At 36.7% G+C, this 16,545-nt stretch carries 14 protein-coding genes; 7 read left to right on the top strand and 7 right to left on the bottom strand.

Annotation, left to right across the window (positions count from 1 at the left end; translation table 11 throughout):
- Window positions 1-8: 8 nt before the first annotated feature.
- The 4 genes from recJ to EKM05_RS01185 all read right to left on the bottom strand — a co-directional run bounded on the left by recJ (window position 9) and on the right by EKM05_RS01185 (window position 4,032).
- Window positions 9-1,700 carry a single-stranded-DNA-specific exonuclease RecJ gene (gene recJ / locus EKM05_RS01200; RefSeq protein ID WP_126553005.1) on the bottom strand — a complete coding sequence of 564 codons (1,692 nt, stop codon included), beginning with the start codon at window positions 1,698-1,700 and terminating at the stop codon, window positions 9-11.
- A gap of 106 nt (window positions 1,701-1,806) precedes the next feature.
- Window positions 1,807-2,151, bottom strand: coding sequence for a HopJ type III effector protein (locus EKM05_RS01195; protein WP_126553003.1), 345 nt, complete (start codon window positions 2,149-2,151; stop codon window positions 1,807-1,809).
- Between the two features lie 13 nt (window positions 2,152-2,164).
- On the bottom strand, window positions 2,165-2,878 hold the full coding sequence (gene rsmI / locus EKM05_RS01190; protein WP_126553001.1) for a 16S rRNA (cytidine(1402)-2'-O)-methyltransferase: 714 nt from the start codon (window positions 2,876-2,878) through the stop codon (window positions 2,165-2,167).
- Window positions 2,879-2,955: 77 nt separating this feature from the next.
- Complete coding sequence (locus EKM05_RS01185; RefSeq protein WP_126552999.1) at window positions 2,956-4,032, bottom strand: hypothetical protein; 1,077 nt, start codon at window positions 4,030-4,032, stop codon at window positions 2,956-2,958.
- Window positions 4,033-4,280: 248 nt separating this feature from the next.
- Here EKM05_RS01185 and EKM05_RS01180 point away from each other — a divergent pair, with 248 nt between their 5' ends.
- Window positions 4,281-4,871, top strand: coding sequence for a thymidine kinase (locus tag EKM05_RS01180; protein WP_126451959.1), 591 nt, complete (start codon window positions 4,281-4,283; stop codon window positions 4,869-4,871).
- A gap of 423 nt (window positions 4,872-5,294) precedes the next feature.
- Here EKM05_RS01180 and EKM05_RS01175 read toward each other — a convergent pair whose 3' ends face one another.
- Window positions 5,295-5,900 carry a thioredoxin family protein gene (locus tag EKM05_RS01175; RefSeq protein ID WP_126552997.1) on the bottom strand — a complete coding sequence of 202 codons (606 nt, stop codon included), beginning with the start codon at window positions 5,898-5,900 and terminating at the stop codon, window positions 5,295-5,297.
- Window positions 5,901-6,005: 105 nt separating this feature from the next.
- Between EKM05_RS01175 and EKM05_RS01170 the strand changes: the two genes are divergently transcribed.
- The 4 genes from EKM05_RS01170 to EKM05_RS01155 all read left to right on the top strand — a co-directional run bounded on the left by EKM05_RS01170 (window position 6,006) and on the right by EKM05_RS01155 (window position 10,805).
- Window positions 6,006-6,785: a patatin-like phospholipase family protein gene (locus EKM05_RS01170; RefSeq protein WP_126451957.1), complete on the top strand. Its 780-nt coding sequence runs from the start codon at window positions 6,006-6,008 to the stop codon at window positions 6,783-6,785.
- Between the two features lie 68 nt (window positions 6,786-6,853).
- Window positions 6,854-7,561 (top strand): UMP kinase, encoded by a 708-nt coding sequence (pyrH, locus tag EKM05_RS01165; protein WP_126458007.1) that lies wholly within the window; start codon window positions 6,854-6,856, stop codon window positions 7,559-7,561.
- Between the two features lie 70 nt (window positions 7,562-7,631).
- The gene (gene frr, locus EKM05_RS01160) at window positions 7,632-8,195 is read left to right on the top strand and encodes a ribosome recycling factor (RefSeq protein WP_126552995.1); all 564 of its coding nucleotides are present in this window, start codon (window positions 7,632-7,634) and stop codon (window positions 8,193-8,195) included.
- Between the two features lie 111 nt (window positions 8,196-8,306).
- A complete protein-coding gene (locus EKM05_RS01155; protein WP_126552993.1) occupies window positions 8,307-10,805 on the top strand; it encodes a DUF5686 family protein in 2,499 nt (832 codons plus the stop codon).
- On the opposite strand, the gene EKM05_RS01150 is transcribed toward EKM05_RS01155, so the two are convergent.
- Window positions 10,802-11,131 (bottom strand): multidrug efflux SMR transporter, encoded by a 330-nt coding sequence (locus EKM05_RS01150; protein WP_126457989.1) that lies wholly within the window; start codon window positions 11,129-11,131, stop codon window positions 10,802-10,804. The genes EKM05_RS01155 and EKM05_RS01150 overlap by 4 nt on opposite strands.
- A 1-nt stretch (window position 11,132) precedes the next feature.
- On the bottom strand, window positions 11,133-13,403 hold the full coding sequence (locus tag EKM05_RS01145) for a cation:proton antiporter (RefSeq protein ID WP_126552992.1): 2,271 nt from the start codon (window positions 13,401-13,403) through the stop codon (window positions 11,133-11,135).
- 198 nt (window positions 13,404-13,601) lie between these two features.
- Between EKM05_RS01145 and EKM05_RS01140 the strand changes: the two genes are divergently transcribed.
- Window positions 13,602-16,022 (top strand): RND family transporter, encoded by a 2,421-nt coding sequence (locus EKM05_RS01140; RefSeq protein WP_126457983.1) that lies wholly within the window; start codon window positions 13,602-13,604, stop codon window positions 16,020-16,022.
- 133 nt (window positions 16,023-16,155) lie between these two features.
- Window positions 16,156-16,452, top strand: a complete 297-nt coding sequence (locus EKM05_RS01135) for a hypothetical protein (RefSeq protein WP_126457980.1) — start codon at window positions 16,156-16,158, stop codon at window positions 16,450-16,452.
- The last annotated feature ends 93 nt before the right edge of the window (window positions 16,453-16,545 follow it).

Here is a 16,545-nt window from a genome sequence, read left to right as displayed (position 1 = left end):
CAAAATAATCATTCTTTAATATCTCGCAATCGCAATTGCAAGCTTATTTTTCCTTTCCATTCGTTTTCATCAATGCAATAGACCGCTTGAAAAGGTTTTTGATGCGTAGTCAGTTCCATTTTGTCACCTAAGTTAAAACCAATTGCAGCAATACCTTCGGAATTATTTTGTTTGACAAAAAGTTTTAGGTGTTCCTCTTCTTGACCCATAGGTTTTCCATAACCAGTGTCTTTGATGTTTTTAGTCAGGAAAATTGGGGTCATATTTTGTGGTCCGTACGGTTCAAATTGTTTCAGAATCCGAATTAATTTTGGAGTAATATCCGCAAAATCAATCTCGGCGTCAACTGCAATTTCGGGTATCAACATATCCGAATGAATGGTTCTTTCCACTTCTTTTTCGAAAGCGTCTTTAAAGATTTGATAGTTTTCTGCCGCCAATGTCATTCCCGCAGCATACATGTGACCGCCAAATTGTTCCAAATATTCTGTACACGCTTCGAGTGCATTATACACATCAAATCCTTTTACGGAACGTGCCGAAGCCGCATATTTATCGCCACTTTTGGTGAAAACAAGTGTTGGACGGTAATACGTTTCAATCAAACGGGAAGCGACAATTCCAATCACACCTTTGTGCCAATCTTCTTGAAAAACTACGGAAGTAAAACGTTCTTTTTCATTATTTTCCTCAATCTGTTGCAACGCTTCTTTGGTAATTAATTTATCTAAATCTTTTCGTTCAGAATTATATGCCTCAATTTCAGAAGCAAATTGTTGGGCTTGCTCAAAATCAAATTCGGTTAATAATTCTACCGCATGATTGCCGTGTTTGATCCGTCCGGCAGCGTTTATTCTGGGAGCGATGATAAAAACAACATCGGTAATGTCTAAAGTTTGTTTTTTTATCTGGTGGATTATAGCTTTGATTCCTGGTCTTGGATCCGTGTTTATAACTTGCAGTCCAAAATAAGCCAGCACCCGATTTTCTCCGGTCATCGGAACGATATCAGCGGCAATGGCAGCCGATACTAAATCCAGATACGGAACCAAATCCTCAATTGTCTGGTTTCGGTTGACACCCAAAGCCTGAATCAATTTGAAACCTATTCCACAACCACACAACTCATCATAAGGATAATTACAATCATCACGTTTTGGATCGAGAACAGCAACGGCTTCAGGCAGAGAATTTCCTGGTCTATGGTGGTCACAAATGATAAAATCGATGTTTTTTGCTTTGGCATACCCCACATGATCAATGGATTTTATACCACAATCCAAAGCGATGATAAGTGAAAACCCATTGTCATCAGCAAAGTCAATTCCTTTAAATGAAATTCCGTACCCTTCATCATAACGATCCGGAATGTAGGTCGCCACGTTTGGATAATAGGTTTTTAAATAGGAAGAAACGAGAGAAACTGCGGTGGTACCATCGACATCATAATCGCCAAAAACAAGAATATTTTCCTCATTTTCAATTGCTTTTTCGATTCGGGCTACTGCTTTTTCCATATCTTTCATCAAGTACGGATCGTGCAAATCAGCTAAACTCGGACGAAAAAATCGTTTGGCATCTTCAAAAGTTTCAATGCCGCGTTGCACTAATAAAGTGGCCACAAAATCTTCTACATTCAATGCTTTCGCCAAATGTTGAACGGCATTTTCGGAAGGTTTTGGTTTTAGGGTCCAACGCATATTGATTAGGAATTATAAAATTGTATTAGGAATTTTGTCAGGTCGAGCGCAGTCGAGACCAACTGATGTGTCTCGACTGCGCTCGACCTGACATCGGATTGTAATTTTATTTTGAAACCAAAGCACTTCCGTAAAATGCAATTCCATCCCATCCGGTTTTCATGAAATTGCGGATGTTTTGGTGATCTGTTCCGTTTGGATTTTGCAAAACATCTTCGTAATAATACGCTCCAAAACAGGCTAATGTTGCTGCTTCTGATAAACTTTGAATTTCAGCGAAAGCAAACAACTTGCAAGATCCTGAATTTTCTCCAGCTGCATTGTGTTGCAAACCATTCTCAAATGCCGTAGGAGTAAAATCGTAGTTATCTTCAATTGTTGCGATGGTTTCTGCAAACGTGATTATTTCTGGCGTTTGCTTTAATTTATCTAAAAAGGATTCTAAATTCATAGTTTTTTATGGGTTATTCTTCTTCCGAAAATTTACTTTTTTTAGGTTCTTTAGTGATAGTTTTTCCACTGATCACGACGACAATTTCACCTCTTGGCGCTATTTTATTAAAATGATCGACCACTTCTTTCACGCTTCCGCGAACATTTTCTTCGTGTAGTTTGGATAATTCTCTGGAAACCGATATTTGGCGGTCTTCGCCAAAAAAGGTACTAAATTCCGCTAAAGTTTTTACTAATTTATGTGGAGAAACATATAAAATCATCGTTCTGGTTTCTTCTGCCAACGCTAAATATCTAGTTTGACGTCCTTTTTTATCAGGCAAAAAACCTTCGAAAACAAATTTATCATTGGGTAAACCACTGTTGACTAATGCCGGAACAAACGCCGTTGCACCCGGTAAACATTCCACATCAATTCCGTTTTCAACACAAGCGCGGGTCAGTAAAAAACCAGGATCAGAAATCGCTGGCGTTCCTGCATCTGAGATTAAGGCGATATTTTCTCCGGCTTTTAACCTCGAAATTAAATTCTCGATGGTTTTGTGTTCGTTGTGCATGTGATGGCTGTACATGTGAGTGCCAATTTCGAAATGCTTTAACAATTTTCCGCTTGTACGCGTATCTTCGGCGAGAATCAAATCGACTTCTTTAAGAATCCGAATCGCTCGAAAAGTCATATCTTCGAGATTGCCAATAGGCGTAGGAACGATGTATAATTTTGACATAGATAAAATAATTAAATACAAAATTTAAAGAAAGTCTGTATTTGTTCAAATGTATATTCAGAACAATTCAAGGCGATTTACAAAAATTTTTTCTCTATAATATCCATAAAACGTTCTTCATACTCTTGTTTTCCTTCCCAGTTGTTATAGTCCGGTTTTACCATTTCCTGGATAAAATCTCTGGTTTCATAGAAGGTATCAAATGTGATTAATTGATTTAAAACGCGGTTGTAATCTTCGCTGCTGTTTCCAAAAAGATGTTTTATAAAAGCAATGCGGTCATTTAAATCGATATTGATTCCTTTGGCTAATTTTTCGTTCAGCGAAACTATTTTTGACTCTGCTTTTTCGGTTGGTGCTGCGGGAGTACTTTCTGATTCCGGTTCTTCAGGTTGTAGATTTTCTTTTGGAGTTTCAATAACTATTGCTGTTGGAATGTTATCTACTTGCTGTTTTTTTACAAAAAGCGTGTCGTGATAATTGCCTCCTAATAAATCCTCAAAAGAGATTTGCACCGCTTGCGCTTTCTTTGGCATTTCCAATTCCGTCTGCGTTTCTTCTTCCTGTGATAATTCAAAAGCAGGTTCAAAAGGCGCTTCCGGTTCTGCTGTCTCATCCTCTGCTTCCGTTTCCGTAGCAACAACTGTTTCGCCGACTACCATTTCCTCTTCTTTTTCATGCTCCTCAAGTAGCGCTTCGGCTTGCTCTAAAGGCATTTCGATAGTTTTCTCAGCAGCTGCTTCCTCAATAATTATTTCCTCTTCAGGAATTTTATCAGCTTCAGTTTCTTGGACTTCCACGGCACTTTCTTCTTCCGTTGCAACTGGATCCGGTTCCTCTGAAGGAGTTATTTCTTGGGTTTGTTCCAAAGTCGTTTCTACTGTTTCTTCAACTATTGTTTCTTCTAGTACCGCAACTGTTTGTGGTTGAACGGAATCAGTTGTATCAAAAACAGCTGCGATTTCTCTGCTGATTTCCGTTATACCAATGGTTGGTTTTGCTTCACTGAAATGTTCTTCCACAAATCGTAAGACAGAAAGTTTTTCATATAACTTCTGTGTTTCCAGATATAATTGATTGATATCAGATTTATTTTTTAGCTGTAATATTCTGTGTGCAATGCTGATTAAATCGGCTTCCAATTTTTTTTTCATGTCTGTTGAAATTATAGGGTGTTAAGCGGGTCTTTTTTGATGCGTTTTCGTATTCCGTTTGATATCGTCCCAAGAAAAGGGAATCTTTGTGAACACGATTTTTATTTTTTTAAATAAGTGCTCTCGAATCTCCCATTTGATATAAATTTTATACTTTTGAAACGACGTAAAAGTATACAATTTTTAAGTCGGTTTCTTTATTATAAAGCAATAAAAACTATTCATTTTTTAAGTCAGAAAAATACAAAATGTTTCTCGAAAATACAGTAAATCACAAAGAACAATTTGGTTGGATCGAAGTCATTTGTGGCTCCATGTTTTCGGGTAAGACCGAAGAATTGATCCGTCGTTTGAGAAGAGCGCAATTTGCCAAGCAAAAAGTCGAAATTTTCAAACCAGCAATCGACACCCGCTATGATGATGAAATGGTGGTCTCTCATGATGCTAATGAAATCCGTTCTACGCCCGTTCCCGCTGCCGCAAATATTGCAATTTTGGCGCAAGGTTGTGATGTAGTGGGCATTGACGAAGCACAGTTTTTCGATGACGAAATTGTCAAGATCTGTAACGATTTGGCCAATCAGGGAATCCGTGTTATTGTAGCCGGATTGGATATGGATTTCAAGGGAAATCCTTTTGGCCCGATGCCTGCTTTAATGGCAACTGCTGAATATGTAACCAAAGTCCATGCCGTGTGTACCCGCACGGGAAATCTCGCGAATTACAGTTTCCGCAAAACCGACAATGACAAACTCGTCATGCTGGGCGAAACCGAAGAATACGAACCATTGAGCCGTGCTGCGTATTATCATGCGATGCGGAAAGATCAGGAGAAGTAAATCCTCTCCCCTTCTTAATTCCATTTTTTTCTGAAATTCCCAAGTTAGATAATTCACATACGAATAGGTTTTATTTAAATCCAATAAATTAATGTCTGTTATCACAACTATTCCTTTTTAACAAAACTACAAAAAAAGGATTCTCGTGGAATAACTTTGTTAAATTGATTCCTGCTATAACTGACAAATAGAATTTAGTCTACACGGTTGAACTATATTTGAGACCAATAATCCTAAATCTGCAACTCTGATAGCAATAAAACAGGTGTTGTGGTATCGATAACTTGATAAATATCAGATATTTTTTTAAAATAGTTGGTTTTAAGACATGCTACCATAAAAGTACATGCTTGACTTCCTATAATCACTTTTTAAACAAAATAGGTTAGACTATTCAAAATTTGATGCGTATTGACTTAAAAATTACACCTCTAAATTAACCATTAAACCAATCAACTCCTTTTGGGTTGTTATCCCTTTATCGTGCAAATACCAGAGTTGTAAGTTGGTTTTTAAAGTTTCGTCAATAACGCCAAATTCTTTTTTATAATCCGCAACCAAATCAGCAGCAGCTTTAGGTCTTGGTCCCCAACTACCGAGTATAGCGCCTGTTGTTTTAGCGACAACGATCAATATAGGAATTGATTTTTTTTTGTTCGTCAGATATAAGTTCATTAATTCTTCATTTTCATCACGCAGCACAATTCTCAAGTCAATTTTGCCAGATTGCACTGCCATTGTATTCATGATTGGCAACAACTGAGCAGCATCTCCGCACCAACCTTCTGAAATTACCACCCAAATGTATTCACTTTTTAGATTCTTTAACTTAATCTGATTTTCTTCCGTAATTGTAATGGTTTTGTCCAAGCGATGCATACGGGTTTCATTCAGGGTGCTATACTGAGTCAAATTTTCGGATTGTTCCTTTCCTGTGGATTTTCCTTCCAATATTAAATCTGAAATAAGTTTTCTGTATTCGGTATAGGAATGACTGTTAAATAATGCTTTAGCTACAGGAATTTTCATAATACGTAAGTTGTTTACACAAAGTTAGCATAAAATTGGCCTATAAAGATGACTTATATCAGTTTCAATTCTACAAAAAGTGTATTTTTATCCTAAATTACAAAGATGGATTTAAAAACAAAATCGATAGGATTAGTTCTCTCCGGAGGCGGTTCTAAGGGTATTGCTCATGCTGGCGTGATCAAATTTTTAGAAGAAAAAAACATACGCCCGTCTCAGATAGCGGGCACGAGCGCAGGTGCTATTGTTGGTGCAATGTATGCCTGGGGAAAGACACCGGAGGAAATTCTGGAGTTTTTCAAGTCGATCTATCTTTTTCATTGGAAACATTTGACCTTTAAAAAGGCGGGGTTGATTGATTCAGAATCCTTCAAAAGTTATTTTCATACTATTTTTGGAGAGGCCGTTTTGGGCGATTTAAAAATTCCAATTCAAATTACAGCTACCGATATGGTTCGAGGAAAACTAAAAATATTTGCCCCCGAAACAAAAATTACAGATGCTGTTTTAGCTTCCTCGGCGTTTCCGGGTATTTTGTCCCCTTATGAAATAAAAGGAAGCATTTATAGTGACGGAGGGATCCTAAATCATTTTCCAACAGATATCCTGCAAGGACAATGCGATACCCTGATTGGTGTTTACGTGAGTCCCATTCAAAAAATAGACGCCAAAGATTTGAATACGATCAAAGCGGTAACGACTCGGGCTTTTGATATTCTTTCGGCAAATTCTAATATGCATAAATTTAACATCTGCGACTGGATCATAGAACCAAAGGATTTATGCCTGTACAGTACGTTTGAAACCAACCGAATTAAAATGGATGCCGTATTTAACATTGGCTATGAAGCCGCAAAAAAATCGTACGAAAAACTAAATTTATAAAATTTAAATAACGCATTTTTTAGAAAACAGAATATGTCTATATTTGCACCAATCAACTCAACACACACATGAAATACAAAAGAATTCTTCTTAAACTAAGTGGAGAAGCTTTAATGGGCGACTTGCAATACGGAATTGACCCAAAAAGACTAGCTGAATACGCTGACGAAATTAAACTAATTCATGATAAAGGAGTAGAAATAGCGATTGTAATAGGTGGTGGAAATATTTTTAGAGGAGTTGCCGGAGCCAGCGCAGGAATGGACAGAGTCCAAGGAGATTACATGGGAATGCTGGCCACTGTGATCAACGGAATGGCCTTACAGGGTGCACTGGAAGAAAAAGGAATGAAAACCCGTTTGCAAACGGCGTTAAAAATGGAATCCATTGCGGAACCTTATATCAAAAGAAGAGCAGACCGCCACCTGGAGAAAGGAAGAATTGTAATTTTTGGAGCCGGAACCGGAAATCCTTATTTCACAACAGATACCGCAGCCGTTTTACGGGGTATTGAGATCAATGCTAATGTGATTCTAAAAGGAACTCGCGTGGATGGTGTGTATGATTGTGATCCGGAAAAAAATCCATCTGCCGTGAAATTCGATTTTATTTCCTTTGAAGATGTCCTCAAAAAAGGATTGAATGTAATGGACACAACCGCTTTTACATTAAGCCAGGAAAATAAATTACCAATCGTGGTTTTTGATATGAATAAAGTAGGCAATTTATTGAAAATCTGCGAAGGAGAAAACATAGGAACCGTAGTAAATATATAGTTAATGGTTCCTGGTTATAGCTTTTGGATTGCTCCAAATTTCTAAAACCCAAAACCCAAAACCTAAAAAAATGACTGAAGAAATTGAATTTATATTAGATAGCACCAAGGAATCCATGACCGGTTCTATTGCACATTTAGAAAAAGAATTTTTGAATATTCGTGCCGGAAAAGCATCTCCTGCCATGCTGGGAAGTGTTTTTGTTGATTATTACGGATCGGCAACACCGCTTTCGCAGGTATCAAAAATCAGTGTGCCTGATGCAAGAACAATTACGTTGCAACCTTTTGAAAAAAACATGCTGCACGTGATTGAAAAAGCAATTATGGTGGCCAACATTGGTTTTAACCCAATGAATAACGGTGATGTAATTATCATCAGTGTTCCTGCACTAACTGAGGAAAGAAGACGTGATCTTGCCAAACAAGCCAAAGTTGAAGCCGAAGACGCTAAAGTGGGTATCAGAAATGCCAGAAAAGATGCTAACACTGAGATCAAAAAATTAGAAAAAGACGGAACATCAGAAGACATTTGCAAAAGTGCCGAAGAAGAAGTTCAAAACTTAACCAATAGTTATATCCGTAAAATAGATGAACTTTTAGTGGTGAAAGAAGCTGAAATCATGAAGGTGTAATTCCCTTTCAAATCCTATTAAAAATCCGTTCGCTTAGGGGAACGGATTTTTTTATTGTTATTTTTGCGATACCAAAATGAGATTATACCCGTTTTGCAGTAAACCCTATTTATGAAGCAATTGTGTGTGTTCTTCTTTTTTTTAACGCTTTCGCTACAGGCGCAGTTTCAAGTCAATGGAATTGTGAAAGAGTCTACAACCAATAAACCATTACCATTTGCTACGATTACTACAACTGACGGTATAAACTCCATCTCTGATGTGGATGGGAAGTTTAGTATCGTTACTCCAATTCCCTTTACAGCCTTTGATATTTCATATATTGGTTTCACCAAAGCCAGAATTACCCTTGAAAAAAACAAAAATTATTATGTGGTCATGCTATCTCAAAAAACAGATGATCTGAATGAAGTGGTGGTTCCAGACGAAAACCCAGCTTTGGCAATTATCCGAAAGGCGATCGAAAATAAAGACAATAATAACCCCCAAAAAAAACTCTACAGTTTCGAGTTTAAATCCTATAATAAACTCATTGTAAGCGCAAATCCTGACTCCATTGACGGGAGAATCGATTCTGTTTTTGTCCAAAAATCAAGCGGTGATCAGTTCTCAAAAATTGACTCTTCCGAGTATAAGTTTAAAGATATCGTACGTCAGCAACATCTGTTTCAAACTGAAAAAGTATCACAATATCAATTTGCTAATAGCACATTAAAAGAAACTATATTAGGTACCAAAATGGCGGGTTTCAAGCAACCTGTTTATGAAATCATTGCATTTAATTTGCAGTCCTTCTCTATTTACGATTCCCGTTACGAACTTTTTGAGACCAAGTACAACAGCCCCATTGCCAATGATGCCCTAAAAGATTACAACTATAAACTGTTGGATTCCCTGATCATTGACGGCAGAAACACCTACATGATTTACTTCAAGAATAAGAAAAAAAGAAGAGCGTCAGGACTGGAAGGCGTACTTTATATTGACCAAAATAATTTTGCTGTCGCCAAAGCAGTAATGCGCATAAAAGGCGTTCTTGACATTAGTGGAATTCATAACTTTAAGTACATTCCCAGTGAAAAATTATGGTTTCCAACGGACAAAACCTTTAAAATTGTAAAGGGCAAAAATGATGACGATATAAAAATCCTTGGCGGAACGATTCAATTTGATGGTGATGTAGAAAACGATTTTAAAGAACGAAAAAAAACAGCCTCGGATTTCACCTATTTATTATCGCAAACCAACAATTTTGAAATCCAGTATAACATACCGATCCAAATAAAAAAATCAGCCGTCACTATCGAAATCAAAGACGATGCAGTTAATAAACCAGAAGCTTTTTGGGACACCTACAGAAAAGACAGCTTAGACAGCCGAAGCAAAAAGACCTATCTAGCACTCGACAGTATTTCGATCAAAAAAAGAATTGAAAGCCGCCTCCGTTTTGGCAGGAAAATTATCAACGGGTATTTACCTATAGGAAAATTCGATTTAGACTTACGTAAATTGTTTAGCTATAATAACTACGAAGGATTTAGATTGGGAATTGGGGGCACTACAAACGAACGATTTTCAAAAAATTTCAGAGTCGAAGGCTACACCGCTTACGGAACAAAAGATGATGATTTTAAGTATAACTTAGGCATCGCAGCACGTGTAGGGAAATTTACTAATTCCTGGATAGGAGTTTCCTATACGGATGATCTTCGAGAAATTGCCAGCACCGTATTTGCAATTGACAAAAAGCCTTTTAAAATTTATGATCCCAGACCTATAAACATCAGTACTTTTTATAATTATGTAACTTGGAAAACATTTATAGAGACTAAAATCATTCCAAAAACCGAAAGTTTATGGGAACTCTCTAGAACGGCTGTGGAGCCACAATTCAATTATATTTTCAATTTAAACGGAAAATTATATCCTAATTACGTGATGACTACTGCGATGGTTTCTTTGCGCTGGAATCCATTTAGTGATTATATGCAAACGCCTACGGGACGAATTGAGGTTGAAAAACGTTTTCCTAAATTTACGTTTCAATACACCCAATCCCTCCCCAAGATCTGGCAAAATGATTTTGAGTTTAGCAAAATAGATTTTAAAACAGAGTATGAAAAAAAATATTTAAACGGTCAAAAAACAAGCTTACTTTTCGAGGCAGGATATTCTTTTGGCGCAATACCCTTAACTCATTTGTACAACACCTCGCCTAATAATATTACCAAAGAAACTATCATTCAAAGGATCACTTTTTCAGGCAAAAACAGTTTTGAAACCATGTTTTTCAATGAGTTTTTCTCCAGTCAATATGCCTATTTTCAATTCAAGCACGGGTTTAGCCGTGTCACATTATTCAAAAAAATAAAACCGTCTTTAGTCATTGTATCCCGCGTGGCTTGGGGTAATTTACAAAACCCGGAGCAGCACATCGGACTGGATTATAAGACACTGAACAAAGGGTATTTCGAATCGGGAATCGAACTAAATCAAATTTACAAAGGACTTGGATTAGGTGGGTTTTACCGGTATGGACCCAATCAGTTGAGTAAATTTCAAGATAATATTGCTGTCAAAATAAGCTTCGTTCTCAATATAGGACTTTAGTGACTCGAAACAAATTTTAATCCTATAATAGAACTGATCAAAGTAGTGATGAAAAATATTCTCCAAAAATCAGCTGGTTCTTTAAACACAAAAATTCCAACCAATACGGTTCCCACTGCTCCTATTCCAGTCCAAACCGCGTATGCGGTGCCTATAGGCAAAGTGAGTGTGGCTTTGTAAAGTAATCCCATGCTTATTGCCAGACAAATCAAGAATCCGCACAACCAGAATGTGGCTGCCATTCCGGAACTTTCCTTGGCTTTGCCCAAGCAAGTGGCAAAACCCACTTCAAAAAGACCTCCTAAAATTAATAAAATCCAGTTCATATTATTGTTTTAAAATTAATACCGAAGGAACGCCGCTCAGCCAAGTGCTTCTGGAGTCCACCAAGTCTTTCCAACTTTCAAGACTGACTACCATTAAATCCTGCTGATCTAAAAATTCCTTTTTAATGATTTTATCGGTTATCAAACCAATGTTATTTGGGTATTTTTGCTCCAAAGAATCAATAGCGCTCTTCATGACAAAATTAGTCGTAAGATGCCCATTTACATCCAAAAGAATAATTTTAGAATTGTTGTTGTAAATTAATTTTTGCACATAATCAATCAAAAAAGAGTCTTCAGGGCTAAAAATTGGAATAAAAATATGGTTTACGTGCTGTAAATCTTTATCGATCAAAATCCCTATTGGCATCTTGGTTTTAGAAATAATCTGTCTGGTTCTTTCATCAAAGGGCGAGTTTTCAAACAAGCCTTCTTTGCCGGTAAACTTATCAATCAAACGATCCGGATTGATGATCCGTGTGGTAAAGCCAATTACTTTTCCAAGAATAGTCCCTTCAAAAATAGATTTCCCTAGACCTATCAATAACAAGTCATAGTCGCCTTGATTGGCTACATCGGCAATTTCAGTTTCAATATCCATCGTTGCTTTAAAAATCGTGGTGATGTCCTGTTTCAGGAGATGGGATTCTTCAACAATAGGATAAAAACTATTTTTTTCTTTGTCTTCCATGTTAAAAGTATGTACCTCATCACTTAAAGACAAATGCATGACGGTAACACTGGAAGTGTTTTTCTGTTTTTTTATCAAACTATTGGCCAATCGAAGCAACGATTTTCCTTTTTCATTGTTTCCAAATGAAATTAAAATTCGGTATTTGTTATCATTTGATGGTTCCAAAATCTCAACCCCATCTTTAGTTTTAAAAATATAATTGATGAGATCTAAGGCCGGACCTGTCATAAAAGTAGTGACCAAAGCCATAATGACCATCATGGTAAAGACTTCAGGAGTCAACACTTTAAGCTCCAACCCGATGTTTAACACAATCAATTCCATCAAACCTCTGGTATTCATCAAAGCGCCAATTGTCAAACTATCCCGCCAACTTTGCCCTATAAATCTGGCGGCCAATGCACTCCCCAAAAATTTTCCTACTACCGCTACCAGAATAATAAAACCGGTCACTTTCCACAAATACGGATCATTGATCAGCCCAATTTCAGTTTTCAAACCTGTGAATACAAAAAATAAAGGCAGTAAAAGAATCAACGCCACATCCTCTACTTTTTCTATAAATATGGTCCTGAATTTTGGAACATCTGGCATAATGGCTCCCGCCATAAACGCTCCAAATAAAGCATGAATACCGATAACCTCAGTAGCATACGAGGAAATAATAAGTACCAGAAAAAAGATCGCCACAACTGGTTTTATAATACTGTCTTTGGAACCATATAAATCCCCAATTCTTTTTAGAAATGGTTTTACAATAAAAATCATAGCTACAACATAAAGTACCGCCAACATAATAATGTATAAGGAACTCACGAACGTTCCTGCTTTCACGATCGCAATGACCACTGCCAGAATACACCAAGCCGTAATATCATCAGCAGCAGCACATGTAATAACAATAGCGCCTAACTTTGTTTTATGAATTCCTCGTTCCTGAACGATTCTGGCCAGAACTGGAAAAGCAGTGATACTCAACGCAATTCCCATAAACAAACTGAAAGAAAGGAACTTAACTCCTTCAGGAGCAAATCGATTGTACACAAAATAAGCCAGACCAATCCCGAGAGTAAAGGGAATGACGATGCTCGCATGACTGATTACCACGGCTTCATTTGCTTTGTTCTTCAGCACTTTTAAATCGAGTTCCATCCCTATCACGAACATAAAAAGAATCAGTCCTATCTGACTCAAAAACTTTAAGTTTCCTAACGATTCAACAGGAAATAAAGCAATTGAAAATTCCGGAAAATACAATCCCAGCAAAGATGGTCCTAGAACAATACCCGCAATAATTTCCCCAATTACTGAAGGCTGACCAATTTTCTTGAAAATCCAGCCAAAAACACGAGCAACTAGAATAATCGTAATAATTTGCGCCAAAAGGATAGCCAAAGGATCTTGGAAGTTATGCCGAATCGACGCTAAAAAATCACTCCAGGAACCGTTTCCACTTTCTGGTGTCACTATCGTTTCTGCAACTTCTAAATGCTTCCCTTTAGTTATAATCCAATACATTAGTGCTATAAAACCGCCAGTAACACTTAAATAAAATAGTGTGTTTTTATAATTCTTCATATTTGTTTTTATATGGACTTTCCCAACTTTAAAGAAACAAAGATGAGAAATTCAAATGTATAATTTATATGCCACAAAATTATTTTATTGTAAAATAAAAAAAGGGTATAATTAGCCCGGTAAAACAACAAAAAGTTTCTTTTAAAATAAATGATTTATAGTGGTTTTGACTACCTTTACCGCCTTTAATATTGACTTATGATTAAGTGGTTTAGTTTAGGATTTTGGGAATTAATAGCGCGAATTGTCCTCAGAAATAGAATTTTGATGTTATCCATTATTGTTGTGATAACAGCGCTTTTAGCACTACAATGGAAAAATATCCATTTCACTTTTACCGAAGCCAATTTATTACCGGATGATAATATTGTAAATATCGAGTACAACGCTTTTCTAAATAAATTTGGCGAAGAGGGAAATCTAGTCATCATCGGTGTAAAAGATAACTCCATATTTACCCCAAAAGCCTATGCTTCCTGGAGCAAAATGATGAATACGCTGAAAGAAGACAAAGCGGTAGATTTAGTAATTTCGTTAAATGACTTAAAGAAATTACAAAAAAATGATTCGCTGCAAACCTTTGAACTCGTTCCTTTTGTGGACCAAAGCAAAACTCTTGATCCGGCATATCTTCAAAAGATCAAAAAAGAACTATTCAATGATTTGCCTTTTTACGAAGGATTACTTTTCAACAAAAGATCGGGAAGCATTCGCTCTGCCGTATACATGGATAAAAAAATTGTAAACACAGCAGCCCGAAAAGATTTTATTCTGGATAAATTAGTTCCCGCAGTCGAAACATTCGAAAAAGAAACCGGAATCGACCTGCGCGTTTCAGGCATGCCTTACATCCGGACGCTAAACGCAAAAACCATCACCGATGAAATAAGTATCTTCATTGGAGCTTCACTATTAGTTACTTCACTGCTTTTCTTTTTCTTTTTTAGAAGTTTTAGGGCGACGTTAATATCAATGGTAATTGTCATTATTGGGGTAATGTGGTCTTTTGGATTTTTAGGATTACTGAACTACGAAATCACTGTTTTGACCGCTTTAGTTCCGTCATTAATCATCGTAATCGGAATTCCGAATTGTATTTTCCTGACCAATAAATACCATCAGGAATATAAAATTCACCACAATAAAGCCAAAGCATTACAGCGTGTCACTACCAAAGTAGGAATGGCAACCTTGATGACGAATCTCACCACGGCCATAGGTTTTGCTACGTTTGTGGCTTCTAATAATCAATTGTTACTGGAATTTGGCGTCGTGACTTCTATCAATATTATGGCACTTTTCTTTTTATGCATCATTGTCATCCCTATTTTTCACAGTTATATTCCGGCTCCGAAAGAGCGCCACATCGAACACCTAGACCGCAATTATGTGAAGGTTTTTATGGATTGGATTCTGAGAAACGTAAAATACAATCGCTTTTCAATTTATGTCGTTTCTGTTATTCTTTTAGTAATTAGCATTGTAGGCATCTACGAAATGCGCATTTCCGGTAGTTTAATTGAAGACATGCCTAAAAAAGAAGCCTTTTTTGAAGACATTGTTTTCTTCGAAAAAGAATTTGATGGAGTGATGCCCCTCGAAATCATGATTGACACCAAACGCAAAAAAGGAGTTATGAAATTGTCTACGCTGAGGCGAATGGAAGAACTGGAGGAAACCATTGATGAAATTCCGGAATTGTCAAAACCCATTTCTATTGTGAATTTAATTAAATATTCCAAACAAGCGTATTATAACGGAAACCCAGACTATTATGAATTGCCAACGTCACAGGAACAGTCGTTTATTTTGTCGTATGCTAAAAATGCTACAAAAAACTCGAAAGATAATCTGATGAAAAGCTATGTAGATTCCACTGGACAATTTGCCCGAATCACGACTTTTATGCGCGATGAAAATGGCGATAATATTGCCAAAATTGAAGCTGAAATTCGTAAGAAAGCTGATAAAATTTTCCCGCCAGATCAATATAAAGTCACCATCACCGGAAAAGCTTTAGTTTTCCAAAAAGGAACCGGTTACCTACTGGACAACTTACTTTCGTCGCTGGCTTTCGCCTTTTTCCTGACCGCACTTTTGATTGGTTTTATGTTCCGTTCGTTCAAAATGGTGTTGGTTTCTATCATTCCTAATTTATTGCCGCTAATGCTAACCGCAGGAATCATGGGCTTTCTGGACATTCCGCTGAAACCGTCGACGATATTGGTTTTCGGAATTGCGTTTGGTCTTTCGGTGGATGACACCGTAAGATTTCTGTCGCAATACCGCGAGGAATTAAAGAAAAATAACTGGAAAATTCGCAAATCCGTTTACGCCACATTTACGGATGCCGGCCTGAGCATGTTTTATACTTCTATCGTGTTGTTCTTTGGATTTTCGGTGTTTATGTTGTCCAGTTTTGGCGGAACAATAGCACTTGGCGGATTGATTTCGCTAACATTATTATTCGGAATGCTATCCAATTTGATGTTGTTGCCAGCTTTAGTCTTGACCTTGAATAAAACTTTGGCCAACGAACAAGATTTTATCGAACCCAAAATTGACATCATCGAACCAAGTGATGCCGAGATTGATGATTTAGAAAAAAAAAATAAGTAAAGTTTATATACACTGTACTTGAATATTATTTTATATTATTCAAAGTAATATCGTACTTTAACTCCCAGAAAGGTGTCGTAAGAATACCGTTTACCTGGCAATCGATACTAATTTAAATTAATACAATGCAGTCATGAAAAAACATAAATACAGCAATTTTCTCTTAATTACGTTAACCGGCGTACTTGTTTCCTGCGGTGATATTTCAAAACAAGCTGAAGAAAAAATCAATCAGTTGAATGCCAAGGCGGAAAAGTTAGATTCACTGGTTAATAAAGAGTTGAAGAAAGTAAATTCCCTTGATTCTATAATCAACAAAGAAGGAGCTAAAGTAAAAAAACTCGACTCATTAATTACTAAATCAACTTCAAAAATTGATTCTATTGCCAATAGTAAACTGAATCTACTAAAGAAAATTAACAATAATTAAGAATGATAAAATTTATTTTTCAACTTACATTCCCATTTTTGAATTTTCCTGCTCTTCTGCTTCGCAAAGTTTCTAACTTTTAGGATGTAACTT

It is taken from the genome of Flavobacterium sp. GSP27 (genome assembly GCF_003970395.1).
GTDB lineage: Bacteria > Bacteroidota > Bacteroidia > Flavobacteriales > Flavobacteriaceae > Flavobacterium.
Note: the sequence above shows the minus strand (reverse complement) of the source record. Positions and strands in the feature narration are given on the sequence as shown.